Here is a 14,357-nt window from a genome sequence, read left to right as displayed (position 1 = left end):
TTCTTTTCTTGACAGAGATATAACTTATCGATTAGTTTGAGACGTTAAAAATATTACATTCCTTTATCGGAAAAGACCTCTTCTTTACATAAAAAGGTTGGACCTTTATGAGTTTTGCAAATAGTGCGACGTCGCTTGAAGAATGGAAAAAGATTTATCCGGAAAAGTTTGCCAGTGAGAACGAGATATTCAAACATATTCGTCGCGGTCAACATATATTCGTCACATCAGGTTGCGGTGAACCGCAGTATCTCATAAGCGCCATGACAAAATATGTGGAATCCAACCCCAAGGCTTTTTTTGATGCGGAGATCATACAAATCTACTCTCTTGGCATAGCTCCCTACACTCATGAAAAGTTCAAGAGCAATTTTCGCCATAATTCCTTTTTCATCGGCAATAATACAAGAGAAAACGTCAATAAGGGAGCGGCAGACTACACCCCTATATCTCTTTCAGACATTCCGGCATTGATCAACAGCGGTATTGTGCCCATAGACATAGCGCTCATTCAGACCAGTTTTCCCGATGAGCATGGATTTCTGAGCCTCGGCGTCAGTGTCGACATGGTCAAGACAGCAACGGAAAAAGCCTCTCTGGTTATCGCCCAGGTCAACTCTTATATGCCTCGAACTCATGGGGACGGCTTTATACATATTAAAGATGTGAATTTCATTATACCCCATGACGCGCCACTCCTTGAAATCCAGAGATCATTTTCTGAAGAGAAGACACTATCGTTGCAGCGGATAGGAATTTATGTTTCGCGTCTTATTCAGGACGCTGACACGCTGCAGGTAGGATATGGGAGTATCCCCAATGCCATTATGGCTCATCTCTATAATAAAAAGAATTTAGGCATTCACACGGAGCTTCTGACCGAGGGTATTGTAAACTTAATCAAGGCTGGTGTAATAGACAACTCAAAAAAAACCTTGAACCGTGGAAAAACGGTAGCCACCTTCTGCATGGCTAAAAGTGAAACGTACCAATATATTCATGACAACCCCTCTATTATATTCCGAACCGTAGATTACACAAACAATCCAATGATTATCGCCCGAAATGACAACATCGTCGCTATTAACAGCGCCCTTGAAATCGATCTTACCGGACAAGCCACATCGGAATCGATAGGCAGCATGTTTTACAGCGGGATAGGCGGTTTTCATGACTTCATGAGAGGAGCGCTCCTTGCAAGAAACGGCAAAACGATCCTGGCAATGAAATCAACAGCGGTAAATGAGACCTTATCCAGAATTGTGCCGACCCTGAGCGCATCAGCCGGCGTTACCCTCAATCGAGCTGATGTCCGTTATGTTGTTACCGAGCACGGAATCGCATATCTGCACGGGAAAAATATCCGGGAGCGGGCCATGGCATTGATCTCCATTGCTCATCCAAAATTCCGTCCCTGGCTGATTGAAGAGGCGAAAAAGAGAGGGCTGATTTATCAGGATCAGGCATATATACCCGGCGAGAGAGGCAGATACCCTGAAACTTTGGAAACATACAGAACTTCAAAGACAGGATTTCAACTCTTTTTGAGGCCCGTTAAAATTACGGATGAACCCTTGTTGAAAGATTTTTTCTATGCTCTGTCAGACAGAAGCCTTCACCGTAGATTTATGTCGTGGCGGACGGACATACCCCACGAACGTTTACAGGATTTTGTTATTATTGACTATACAAAAGAAATTTCCATCTTGGCGATTGTCGGAAGTCAGGAAAATGAAATCATCGTGGGGCTGGGCCAGTATGGTGTTGACGAAGCCACACACACGGCGGAAGTTGCCGTTGCCGTAAGGGATGATTATCAAAACAGAGGCATCGGGAGTGAAATATTATCCTACATGACCTATCTTGCAAAGAGAGAAGGTTTACTTGGCTTTACGGCTGAAGTTCTTGTTGAAAACAAACCCATGCTCCAGGTATTTGAGCAGGGCGGATTTGACATCACAAGGCAAACAGAGGTTGGCGTGTATCATTTGAAAATGGCTTTTAAGACTCCTGAGAGCAGACGAGAATTATAAAACGGAGAGGTATGATAATGCACAGGCTGGTAATAACATCCACGCACCAAAATGCAGGCAAAACAAGTATAATAATCGGTTTGTCAAAGGCATTACAAAAAAAATTCGGCTATATAAAACCTTTTGGAGACAGGCTGCTCTATCGTAAAAAAAGACTGTGGGATTATGATACCGCACTGATTAATAGCATATTCGGTCTGGGGGAAGACCCAGCGGAAATGAGTATCGGCTTTGATCATGCCAAGCTTCTCTATATATTTGACAAAGAAACCATAACACAAAAGGTTCTTGAGCTGCAAGAAAGCGCCGGCAAAGATAAGGATATCTTGTTTATCGAAGGCGGAAAGGAAATACCGTACGGTATTTCTGTCCACCTTGATGCCATATCTTTAGCAAAATCATTAGCTGCCGAACTATTGGTTGTGATCAGCGGAAAAGAAGAAACAATCATCGACGACATCATCTTTTTAAAAAACCACGTTAATTTTGGTACAGTCAATTTCAAAGGAATTATTATTAATAAAGTACCTAACCTGGAAGACTTCAACAATGTCCACCTTCCCAAGATAGAACAGTTAAATATTAAAGTACTCGGGGTAATCCCGTATTATGAGGAATTGTCCCACTTTACCGTAAATTTCCTGGCTGACCGTCTGTTTGCAAGAATTATAACGGGTGAATCATTTCTGAATCGCCCGGTAAAGAATATTATCATAGGCTCCATGTCCGCCCGTGCCGCAGTACAAAGTCCTATCTTTCATGAAGAAAACAAAGTCGTTATTACCAGTGGTGACCGCAATGATATGATTTCGGCCGCTCTGGAAAGCAGTACAGCGGCTATTATACTCACATGTAATATCGAACCTTCCCCGGACCTCATCTCAAAAGCATCAGCTCTCAAAATCCCTCTTCTTCTTGTATCGCCGGATACATACCAGATTGCAAAACAGGTCGATTGCATTGAACCTTTACTCCAGAAAGATGATACCGAAAAGATGCTTCTCATTGAAGAAATGATTAAAAAGCATGTCGACTTGAAGGAGTTTTCCGGTTCATAATGATCGGCACTGTAATAAACCCTGAAGTTTTCAGAGAGTATGACATCCGGGGCATCGTTGACAAAGATTTTAACTTTGACTTTGTTTACAATCTTGGAAGATCGATCGGAACTTACGCGATTCCTCGCGGAGTTAAGACCATGACTTTTGGCATGGATTGCCGACTCAGTTCTCCCGAATACTGCAACTCAATCGGAAAAGGCATTAATTCAACGGGGATAAATATCATTAATGTCGGTCTGTGCGCCACCCCAATGCTTTATTTTTCCATAAGACATTTTAACGCAGACGGCGGTGTGATGGTGACAGGAAGTCATAATCCTCCCGAATTCAACGGTTTTAAGATATGTGTGGGGCCTGATACCATCTATGGCCTGGATATTCAAGAGCTGAGGAAAATCATGGAAAGCGGCAAGTATTTAGCCGGAAAAGGATCTTCCCGCTTCGCGGACATTTCAAAACCGTATAAAGATTATTTGTTTAACAACATTGAGATAAATGAAGGGTTGAATATCGTTGTAGACGCTGGAAATGGTGTGGGAGGTATTTTTGCGCTCCCTCTTTTTAAACGATTTGGTTGTCATGTTACTGATATTTACTGCGACCCGGATGGCCGCTTCCCTAACCATTTCCCGGATCCGACTATTCCCGAAAATCTCACTGAATTGATTGGCCTCGTTAAAGAGAAGAAAGCCGATATAGGCATTGCTTACGATGGCGATGCGGATCGAATCGGTGTAATAACCGACCGGGGTGATATCCTCTGGGGAGATGAACTCCTCTTATTTTTTTCCAGATTTATCCTTCAGAAAACGCCTGGTGCAGCCATTATCGGTGAGGTTAAGTGCTCGCAAAAGCTTTATGACGATATTGAAAAACATGGCGGTAGACCAATCATGTGGAAAGCCGGCCACTCTTTGATCAAGAGCAAAATGAAAGAGGAAAAAGCCCTTCTCGCAGGTGAAATGAGTGGTCATATGTTCTTTGCAGACCGGTATTTCGGTTATGACGATGCCATCTATGCTTCTCTAAGATTGCTGGAAATCCTATCCGCTTCAGGTAAAAAAATCAGTGAAATCCTTTCCGATGTTCCTCCGACCTTCAGCACTCCTGAGATTAAGGTAGACTGTCCAGACCATATTAAATTTAAGGTGGTTGAAGAGATCAAAAATTATTTCAGGAAAAACTATAGAATTATCGATATCGACGGTGTAAGAATCCCCTTCGGTGATGGATGGGGTCTCGTACGTTCATCCAATACCCAGCCCGTTTTAGTTCTGCGCTTTGAGGCCTCGACAGAGGAACGTTTACACATCATAAGAAAATTAATTGAGAACGTTCTTTACGATATAATGAAAAGGCGCCTGCAATAGCTACGCTGCTCATATCTTCGTATTATCCTTTCCAATAAAGCGGCCGCATAAAAAACAGAAAAAAGACGCTACGATGATAGCAATAGGGGTGATGAGGAGAGAATACCTGAGCCCCCAGAGGTCTGACAACCACCCCAATACGGTGGGTGAGAAGGCGTCTCCAAGGGCATGAATGATAAAAATGTTTACTGCAAAGGCCCTGGCTCGTACGTCTGGATGCGTCACGTTCACTATGACAGTATTGAGTGGACCGGTATTTAAAAACAGGAAAAATTCGGCAAAAAATATTGCCGCAAGGCAATTGCTCAGTGTCGGTGTAACGAGGGCATAAGCTGCCATTGGAGCCCCAAATAGAAAACCCCAACCGGACACTAAGAGGTACCCCTTCGGGGTCTTTCTCTGAAAATAATCTCCCAGCCAACCGCCAATCAGAGTACCGGTTATCCCTGCAAGTACCGTGATACAGCCAAAATAAGTATTCGCAGTAACCAAATCGAGTTCATGAATGCGGTAGAGATACGTAGGAACCCACTGTGCCAGACCTCCCATCGCAAATGTCATTGCCGTCATAGCCAGGGTATTGATAATAAAGGGACGATTTGAAAACAGAGAACTGTAGCCTCCTGACTGCATCAAGTCTCCCGTAACTTTTCCTTCACTGCCGCCGCGTTTTGGTTCGTTAAGAAACCATAAAGGAATAGCCAGAAGAACTCCGGGTACTCCGACCATAAGGAATGCTGTTTGCCAGCCAAATTTTTGCCCAAGAATTCCACCTAAAATATAGCCAAATGCACTCCCGACAGGAATTGCAAGATAAAAAAGTGAAAGTACTCGTCCTCGTTTCTCTTTTGGAAAGTAGTCGGCCAGAAGGCCCGGAGATACCGTACTGAAGCTTGCTTCGCCTATCCCGACCGATACTCTTGCTAAAAGAAGCGTATGATAGCGGGAAGCAATGCCCGTAAGTGACGTGGCCACACTCCAGACAACCAACCCGGCAGAGGCAAGTTTCACACGGCTTATACGGTCTCCCAGCCACCCGAGTACGGGAGCCGATACCATATAACAAAGCATGAAGGCACTGCCCAGAAAGCCGAGTGAAGTATCCGTCAGTCCGAAATCGTCTTTGATAAGTGGAAATACGGCATATAAAATCTGCCTGTCGATATAATTTAAGAAATTAACACTAAGAAGCAAGAGGAGGGCGTAACAACCATATTTATCCAGGGACGAAGTGTTCATTAAGGTGCTAAAATTGTATACTGAATTATCAGCATAAAAAAATACTTCACTACTCACAAACAATTTACATTCTTGAAGCTTTTAGCACGGGGATTGCCAAAAAGCAATTTGTTACATGACGATGAATGTGTCTCACAAGACCAATCACGCAAGGAGTATCAGATTTACTGTATCAGAAAATTTTTTTTAGGTACGTCTATATATAATGAGAAAAGATATTAAAATGCTCCATCGACGCTAATGAAAGTAAATGTATGAAAGGTTAATAGAAGATAACCGGATAAAAATATATGGTTTTACCTATTAAAACACATAAGAAATATTATGAAGAAGGAACGTTGACATATTCCTAAAAGAGCTGATACGTAATTACCTCATCACCTTGCCGTGTACTCTATTTGTCTTATAGAGCAGTAATATACTGTTCAATGTTGGTAGCAGAGATACCGGAATTATCATGATACATGGCGATTGCTTATGAGAAAGGAATTGGGGAAAATGGGTAGCAGTAATAAAAATAATAATTGGACACCTACTCGACAAAAATTAACACCCTGTATATGCCCCAGGTGCAAGGTTAACCATAAAAAGATGATATTCTGGACTGGAAAGATACCTGCAAGAAAATATTGTCAATCCTGTGAACAAATAGCAGAACGGGACTATTCACCGGAGACTTTTACGATAGGGTATCAAGATAAAGATAAATCAACATCATCGTGAATTACTCCGATTCTCCATAGCACATCATAAAAGCAATAAATTATCCTGTTTACAAAAAAGGCTCCTTCTTGCTTGCCATTTTCAACTGATTGGTGATGTCTTTGAGAATATTCCAAAAGAATATCAGAAAGCAGTAAGAAGCAAGTCAATGAAAAATCCTCACAATGAACGACCCCGCCGCAAACAGCGGGGTATCTCGGGGAGTTATATTTCATTCGCCGCAAGCGGCGGGGAATTATAGCCAAAAAGATTAAAAAGAAAAGGAGTTAACGATATTCGCTAACTCCTCTCATTTACTGGTCGGGGCGCCAGGATTTGAACCTGGGACATCCTGCTCCCAAAGCAGGCGCGCTACCGGGCTGCGCTACGCCCCGTTTTCTTTATCGAATTATTTTACTCTATACACTCTTTCTCTTGTATGCTTCTTTAAATTTTTCAACAGCCCGGGCTCTGTGGCTGAGTCGGTTCTTCATCTCCAGCGGAATCTGCGCTACTGTTAACCCCAGTTCCGGCAGAAAAAATACCGGATCATAACCAAAGCCTCCGGCACCAACTGGTTTATCATTTATTATTCCTTTCAAACTGCCCTCAAAGGACACATATCCTCCATCTGGCTCATAAAGAACAAGAACACATCTGAAAGAAGCGCTTCTTTTTTCGACAGATACTCCTTCCATACGTTCAAGAAGCTTTTTAATATTGCTGCTATCTGTCGCCCCATTTCCTGAATATCTTGATGAGTAAACACCCGGTTCTCCACCGAGACATTCCACTTCCAATCCTGAATCGTCGGCAAGGACCATTTCACCCGTAAGTTCAGAAATTATTCTTGCTTTTTTGAGAGCGTTTTCAAAGAATGACGTACCGTCTTCGTTGATATCGGGAAGATCTTTATAATCATTAAGAGAAAGAATCTCTATGTCCAGATCTTCAAGAATAGCGTTAATTTCTCTTATTTTCCCTTCGTTTCGAGAAGCTAAAATGATTCGCATCAGGTTAATTTTCCCAATACCTCCACCTGCTTTTTTGTAATCTCCGCGATACCTTGGACAGCAATATCAGTCATTTTATTAAATTCATCACGGCTGAAGGGGACTTCTTCCGCAGTACCCTGAATTTCTATGAAAAGTCCCTTCCCTGTCATTACGAAATTCATATCTACTGCAGCCCTTGAGTCTTCCTCATATTCCAGATCGAGACATATCTGGCTACCTACAACTCCAACACTGACAGCGGATACATAATCTTCAACTGGAATTCCGCTCACTATTCCCTGCTGTCTTAATTTTCGAAAAAGATCGACTAAAGCAACAAAACCACCTGTAATTGAGGCAGTTCTTGTTCCGCCATCTGCCTGAATCACATCACAATCTATATAAATTGTTTTTTCGCCAAATGTGTCCAAAGCAGTAACAGCGCGCAGTGATCTGCCGATCAGTCTCTGAATTTCATGTGTTCTCCCACCTATTCTGCCTCTTGCTGATTCACGGGGCGTACGGTTTTGAGTCGACATGGGAATCATTGAGTACTCGGCTGTCAGCCAGCCCTTGCCGGACCCTTTTAAGAACGCAGGCACTTTATTCTCAATTGTAGCTGTACAGATGACTTTAGTGTTCCCCATTTCAATCAGGACAGCCCCTTCAGGATATTTCAAATATTCCCTTGTAATCTTCACTTCTCTGATTTCATTCCACCCGCGCCCGTTAGCCCTCATAACCTGCATGACTCCTGTTGCTCTTTATTTCCGCACATCATAACTTTTAAAAGTAGTCTTTTATGCTTTTGCTTAACGCAAGCGCAATCTCATTTTGAATATTTCCATCTACAATCTTTTTTCTATCTTCCGGATTCGTGGCAAAACCTATTTCTACGATAACTGCCGGTAGTGATAAGCCCTCAAGGATAGCTATGGGCGCATCCCGGAGACCTCTACTTTTTTTCGGAAAGACACTATCCATGTTTTTCTGTATCAATTGTGCTAACCTTACAGATTCATTCAGATATTTGTTTCTTGCCATATCCTTGAGAATTTCCTTTGAATCACTTTTTTCTGCTGAAGCTGTCTTAAATCCAGGAAAATACAATTCGTATCCAGTTGAATTTTTACCGAAACCCGCATTAACATGAATGCTCACAATCAACTCTGATTTCAATGCCACTATTTTCTTCTTCTTTTCAGATAATGATACATCCTCATCGGATGATCTTGTCAGTTGTATTCGAATGTTTCCAGATTTATCCAATTCTTTTTTTATTAATAACGATATGGCAAGGGTTAACTTTTTTTCATATTCCTTATCAGATATTTTAACACCAAAATCCGTTCCACCATGTGCAGGGTCTATTATTACCAGATGTTTATTCTGAGGTTGCTGGGCTACCGCGCTGTAAAGCGGAAGAACAATCACAATTAATAATATTAGAAAAATTCTCACTACCCAAAGCTTCATCCCAATTGATATTATCCCTTTCATGCTATTTGTTTTTTTGGTGTGCGTTTCATACAGCAAATATGTATTTTCTGTCAATGAATAAACGTTAGGCTTTATTTTCAAATTTTCCTCTTTCTATGATTTTCTGAGCCTCTCAACCGAAATGACGCTTTTGAGTTTTTTGATCGCAAATAATACCTGGTTGAACTGTTGTAGATCACTTACATCCACTTTAAAGCTTAATATTGCCTGCATGTCTGCCAGCCTCGTATCAACTTCAGCGTGACTGATGTTAATATCCAAAGACGATATTACCGTACTGACTTCAGCGAGCAGGCCCTTCTTATCCCGGCATACAACCCTCATATTCACCGGGTACGTCTGCTTTTCTTTGATATTCCACGATACATCTACGATTCTTTCCATATCCAGGCCTTCAACAAACGAGCAATTGACCGTATGAACGGTAACTCCTCTTCCCCGTGAGATATACCCCAAAATATCGTCTCCTGGAATTGGATTACAGCATCTTGCAAATCTGACCATAATATCCTCAATCCCCGTTAAGGAAATGCCTACGGATGCGGATGCACCCCCCTTCTTTTTCTCCTTTATAAGGGTTGTCGCGTCAGTCTTTACTTCCTCTTCGGGCAGAAATTGATTAACAATCCGCTTTGCCGATACCTTCCCATAACCGATAATTGCCATCAAGTCTTCAATTGTATTTACCGAATATTCTGTGTAAATTTTCTTGATTTCTTCGGACTTGACAATTTGACTGAATTTAAGGTGATGCTTTTTGAATTCTTTCTCCAGGAGATCCTTGCCAAGAGAGACACTCTTTTTTCTTTCTTCCGTTTTAACCCAGTTTCTGATTTTCGATATTGCTCTCGATGTTACTGCATATTTCAACCAATCCTTACTGGGGTGGTGTCCCGTCTGTGTTAAAATCTCGACAGTATCACCATTCTGCATTTCATACTTGAGAGGCACTATGTTTCTGTTGACCTTCGCTCCAATACACTGGTGTCCCACATCAGTGTGAATACTGTATGCAAAATCAATAGGAGTTGCTCCTTTGGGAAAGGAGTTTACATCACCTTTCGGTGTGAATATATATACCTCATCCGGGAAAAGGGCCATTTTCAGATTAGACATGAACTCCCGGGGATTTTTAAGTTCCTGTTGAACTTCCAGCAAATCTCTTAACTTTTTTATTTGATCATCTTCATCGCTAATAAACGATCGCCCCTCTTTATACCGCCAGTGTGCGGCGATACCTCCCTCTGCCCATTCATGCATAATCCTGTTTCGTATCTGAATTTCCACCCTTTCACCATAGGGGCCGATTACAGTCGTGTGCAATGCACGATAGTTATTTGCCTTCGGCATGGCAATATAGTCTTTAAAACGTCCAGGTACCGGCTTCCAGAGAGAATGGACAACGCTGAGAGCTTCATAGCATTCACTTTCCCTATCTGTATCAAGGATGATTCTGAAGGCAATCAGGTCGTATATGTCATCGAAGTCTAAACGCTGTTCCTCCATCTTTCTGTATATGCTATATAAATGCTTCGCTCTCCCTTCAACATCACCTTTCAGTCCAAATCTATCGATCTCCGTTTGGATGATATTTTTCACTTCTTTGGTATATCGTTCTCTTTCCTCTTCCTTCTTTGCAAGACGGCTGTCCAGCTCATAATAAGCTTCAGGATTGAGAAAACGGAAAGCCAGATCTTCCAATTCTATTCTTATCCAGTTAATTCCAAGACGGTTCGCTAAAGGAGCATACAATTCAAGGGTTTCTTCAGCGATAAATTTCTGTTTTTCCGGAGGTTGAAATTCAAGAGTCCTCATATTATGCGTTCTGTCAGCCAGTCTCACCAGAAGTATCCGGATATCGGAAGACATTGCCAGAATCATCTTCCTGAAATTTTCCGCCTGATGCTCAACCATGCTCCCATAGGTGATTCTACTTATCTTTGTTAATCCCTCAACCAGGAATTCGATTTCTTTACCGAATGCCTCCTTTATCTGCTTAAGTGTAGCCAGCGTGTCCTCTACCGTATCATGGAGGATGCCTGTTACAATGGTAGCCGCATCGAGTTTCATATCAGCCAGTATTCCTGCCACTTCCACGGGATGGGTGAGATAAGGCTCTCCTGACAGGCGTACCTGCCCCTGATGCACAGATGCTGAGAAGATGTACGCCTTTTCTATTATCTCCTGTTCTTCCGGAGATAAATAGGATTGGGTTTTATCGAGTATGTCTATAATACGCAGCACAAATTTTATACGCCTACATTTATATAATTGACAATAAACTCATCTACCCGATCAATGGTCAGACTGTTAACCTCACCTGATGCTCTGATTTTAATTTCTATCCTCCCCTCGGCGAGTGATTTATGTCCAATCGTCACGCGCAGGGGGATGCCGATGAGATCTGCATCTTTAAATTTCACACCTGCTCTTTCATCTCTATCATCAAGAATAACTTCAATACCTTTTTCCGATAGGGACTTATACAAATCTTCCGATACCCTCCTAATGGGTTCATCATTAACATTAACCGGGGTAATGATCACATGGTAGGGGGCTATTGGTAGTGGCCATATAATACCATTTTCATCGTAATTCTGTTCAATGGCGGCAGCAACAGTCCTTCCGATACCGATGCCGTAGCATCCCATTACCATGTACTGTTCCTTTCCATTCTTATCGAGGTAAATGGCCTTCATTGCTTTGCTGTACTTTGTACCCAGTTTAAAAACATGCCCGACCTCGATACCGCGAGCAAATTTGAGAGGAGAGCCGCAGCGAGGACATAAATCATTTTCCCTGACTATTCTTAGATCAGCAAAGGCGTCCACGGAAAAGTCCCTTCCGATATTTACATTTTTCACATGATAATCCGGTTTATTTGCACCCATCACAAAATTGGCCATATTGATTAAAGAATAATCAGCAATCATTTTCGCTTTTATTCCAACAGCCCCTGCGAATCCACGAGGGGCTCCTGTAACTTCATAAATCATGTCGTCAGACGCCTTCTCGACGGCATCACACCCCAAATAGTTTTTTAATTTAATTTCATTGACTTCTTCATCCCCTCTGACAAGAACAGCAACCGGCACATTGTCAGCGCTATATATCATGGTTTTTACAACATCAGATGAAGTTACGTTGAGAAATGTAGACACTTCTTCAATGCTCTTCATATCCGGTGTATGGACTAATTCAAGGGGAAGGAAATCTTCCTTTCGAATTTCTCTTCGATTGGGTATAGAAACCTCCGCCTTTTCAAGGTTTGCTGCGTACTCACAATTACTGCAAAAGACGAGGGCATCCTCACCTGAATCGGCAATCACCATGAATTCATGGGAAAAGTTCCCTCCAATACTGCCTGTATCAGCCTCTACTGCCCTGAACTTCAGACCACACCGCTGGAATATTCTACTGTAGGCGTCAAACATTTTTTTATAGCTTATATCGACACCTTCCTCGTTTACGTCGAAACTATACGCGTCCTTCATACTGAATTCCCTGCATCTCATGACACCGAATCTCGGTCGGATCTCGTCACGAAATTTCGTCTGGATCTGATAGAGATTCTTAGGAAGTTGTCTATACGTCTTAATTTCATTCCTGACAAGATCGGTGACAACCTCCTCGTGTGTCGGCCCCAAACAGCACTCCCTCTCATGACGATCTCTAAACCTCAGAAGTTCTTTACCATAGTGGTTCCACCGACCAGATTCTTCCCATAGTTCACGTGGCTGAATCGTCGGCATAGAGATCTCTTGGGCTCCCGCCCTGTTCATCTCCTCCCGTATTATCTTCTCCACTTTTTGAATAACCCGGTAGCCTAAAGGAAGGTACGTATAGATACCGCTTGTCAACTTTCTTATCATTCCTGTTCTTATCATGAGTTGATGGCTGATAATTTCCGCATCTGAAGGCACTTCTCTTATTGTAGGCAAGAATATTTCCGAATAACGCATTATCCCTCCTTAATTTCAGCAACCATCGAATGAATTTCATTCATCAAAGCTGCCATTAATTCTGTTTCCTTTATTTTTTTTATAACACGACCTTTTTTAAAAAGCAGCCCATAACCTTTACCACCGGCGATCCCTACATCCGCCTCAGCGGCTTCTCCGGGTCCGTTTACAACGCAACCCATCAAGGCAATTTTTATATATGCCTTTATACCTGTTAATTTCTCTTCAACCTCCTGTGTAAGCTTGAAAAGGTCTATCTCACAACGACCACATGTAGGACAGGATATGATGTCCGGTCCTACTTTTCTGATACCCATAGCCCTGAGGATCCCATACGCCACGCCAATTTCAGAAACAGGATTCCCCGTCACCGATACTCGGATTGTATCACCAATTCCTTCATAGAGAAGAATTCCCATCCCAATGGAAGATTTAACGGCAGCATTAACGATACTCCCTGCCTCTGTGACACCAAGATGAAGGGGACAATTTGTCTTCTTTGATAATTCCCGATAAGCCTCTACCATCGTGGTTACATCCGACGATTTAACAGATAATTTTATCGCTTCACAACCTGAGTCTCTGAGAAAAGCATGACTTTTTAAAGCACTCTCGACCAAAGCAGGGGCGGTCGGTCCTCCATATTTTTTCAATAAATCTTTTTCAAGAGAACCTGCATTGATACCTATGCGAATAACAGTTCCACTCGCTTTCGCAAACTCAATAATCTTTACTATTTTTTCTTTACCGATATTGCCTGGATTGATTCTGATTCCTTCCACGCCATTTCGCATTGCGTCAAGAGCAAGGCGATAATTAAAATGGATATCAGCAATGAGGGGAATGGTGATCTGCTTCTTGATGTCAGAAAGCGCAGCAGCTGCTTCTCTATCGGGAACAGCAACCCGGATGATCTCACAGCCTGCTTCCTCAAGCTTTTTTATCTGCTCAACTGTTGCCCTCACATCCCTGGTATCGGTGCAGGTCATAGACTGAACCGCAACAGGAGCATTCCCGCCGACCTGGAGATCACCAAGAAAAACAGGTTTCGTTTTTTTTCTTTCTATACAGGCTTCCAATACAATACACCCCAAACATAAGTGACGCTTCCGTAAAAAGTGCCAGAGGCAAGGCGCACGAACCCTGAAGAATGAGGCGTACTTGGATGTACGTCGCATAGCCTGCCCCGCACTCGATACGGTGGGAGGATGAAGCGCAACTCAACAGGAGCCTTCCCCTGTGAAGGCAGGGGGACTTTTTACAATGCCGTCATACGTTACATAGGTGATTTTATATAACACGAAGCAGTGACTGCAATCAATGGGTAATCCCATACGTTTTCGTCGTTTTAATAACGACTTCTGCCTTCGTACAGGCTTGAACCGGAGCATTTTCCGTGAACACGCCTACAGGGGCGCACGGTAAAGATACCTTCTTTGCCAGGAAACCCTGTCTCTTTGGCGGTGAGTTTCATTATGGGATTAACAGATTGATT

The 14,357-nt window shown here is 42.5% G+C and carries 10 protein-coding genes and 1 tRNA gene; 3 read left to right on the top strand and 8 right to left on the bottom strand.

What is annotated here, in order from left to right; translation table 11 throughout:
• The first annotated feature begins 107 nt into the window (after positions 1–107).
• The 3 genes from NTW12_05210 to NTW12_05200 are packed head-to-tail and all read left to right on the top strand — an operon-like array spanning position 108 to position 4,464.
• Positions 108–2,033: a GNAT family N-acetyltransferase gene (locus tag NTW12_05210; GenBank protein ID MCX5845744.1), complete on the top strand. Its 1,926-nt coding sequence runs from the start codon at positions 108–110 to the stop codon at positions 2,031–2,033.
• 17 nt (positions 2,034–2,050) lie between these two features.
• The gene (locus NTW12_05205) at positions 2,051–3,091 is read left to right on the top strand and encodes an AAA family ATPase (protein ID MCX5845743.1); all 1,041 of its coding nucleotides are present in this window, start codon (positions 2,051–2,053) and stop codon (positions 3,089–3,091) included.
• Positions 3,091–4,464 (top strand): phosphomannomutase/phosphoglucomutase, encoded by a 1,374-nt coding sequence (locus NTW12_05200; protein MCX5845742.1) that lies wholly within the window; start codon positions 3,091–3,093, stop codon positions 4,462–4,464. The genes NTW12_05205 and NTW12_05200 overlap by 1 nt, the downstream gene beginning before the upstream one ends.
• Before the next feature lie 9 nt (positions 4,465–4,473).
• On the opposite strand, the gene NTW12_05195 is transcribed toward NTW12_05200, so the two are convergent.
• The 8 genes from NTW12_05195 to ispG form a co-directional block, all read right to left on the bottom strand.
• Entirely contained in the window at positions 4,474–5,760 is a 1,287-nt protein-coding gene (locus NTW12_05195; protein ID MCX5845741.1) for an MFS transporter, read from the bottom strand.
• 963 nt (positions 5,761–6,723) lie between these two features.
• Positions 6,724–6,800: transfer RNA gene (locus NTW12_05190), tRNA-Pro, on the bottom strand.
• A 24-nt stretch (positions 6,801–6,824) separates the two neighbouring features.
• On the bottom strand, positions 6,825–7,421 hold the full coding sequence (locus NTW12_05185) for an XTP/dITP diphosphatase (GenBank protein MCX5845740.1): 597 nt from the start codon (positions 7,419–7,421) through the stop codon (positions 6,825–6,827).
• Entirely contained in the window at positions 7,418–8,140 is a 723-nt protein-coding gene (gene rph / locus NTW12_05180) for a ribonuclease PH (protein MCX5845739.1), read from the bottom strand. The genes NTW12_05185 and rph overlap by 4 nt, the downstream gene beginning before the upstream one ends.
• 46 nt (positions 8,141–8,186) lie before the next feature.
• The gene (locus tag NTW12_05175) at positions 8,187–8,981 is read right to left on the bottom strand and encodes an N-acetylmuramoyl-L-alanine amidase (GenBank protein ID MCX5845738.1); all 795 of its coding nucleotides are present in this window, start codon (positions 8,979–8,981) and stop codon (positions 8,187–8,189) included.
• Between the two features lie 12 nt (positions 8,982–8,993).
• Complete coding sequence (locus tag NTW12_05170; protein MCX5845737.1) at positions 8,994–11,144, bottom strand: bifunctional (p)ppGpp synthetase/guanosine-3',5'-bis(diphosphate) 3'-pyrophosphohydrolase; 2,151 nt, start codon at positions 11,142–11,144, stop codon at positions 8,994–8,996.
• A gap of 5 nt (positions 11,145–11,149) precedes the next feature.
• A complete protein-coding gene (locus tag NTW12_05165) occupies positions 11,150–12,862 on the bottom strand; it encodes a proline--tRNA ligase (protein MCX5845736.1) in 1,713 nt (570 codons plus the stop codon).
• A complete protein-coding gene (gene ispG / locus NTW12_05160) occupies positions 12,862–13,941 on the bottom strand; it encodes a flavodoxin-dependent (E)-4-hydroxy-3-methylbut-2-enyl-diphosphate synthase (GenBank protein MCX5845735.1) in 1,080 nt (359 codons plus the stop codon). Before ispG ends, NTW12_05165 begins: the two co-directional genes overlap by 1 nt.
• Positions 13,942–14,357: the final 416 nt, after the last annotated feature.

The sequence above is a fragment of the Deltaproteobacteria bacterium genome (genome assembly GCA_026388545.1).
Lineage (GTDB): Bacteria > Desulfobacterota > Syntrophia > Syntrophales > UBA2185 > JAPLJS01.
This window is presented reverse-complemented; position numbering and strand designations above follow the sequence as displayed.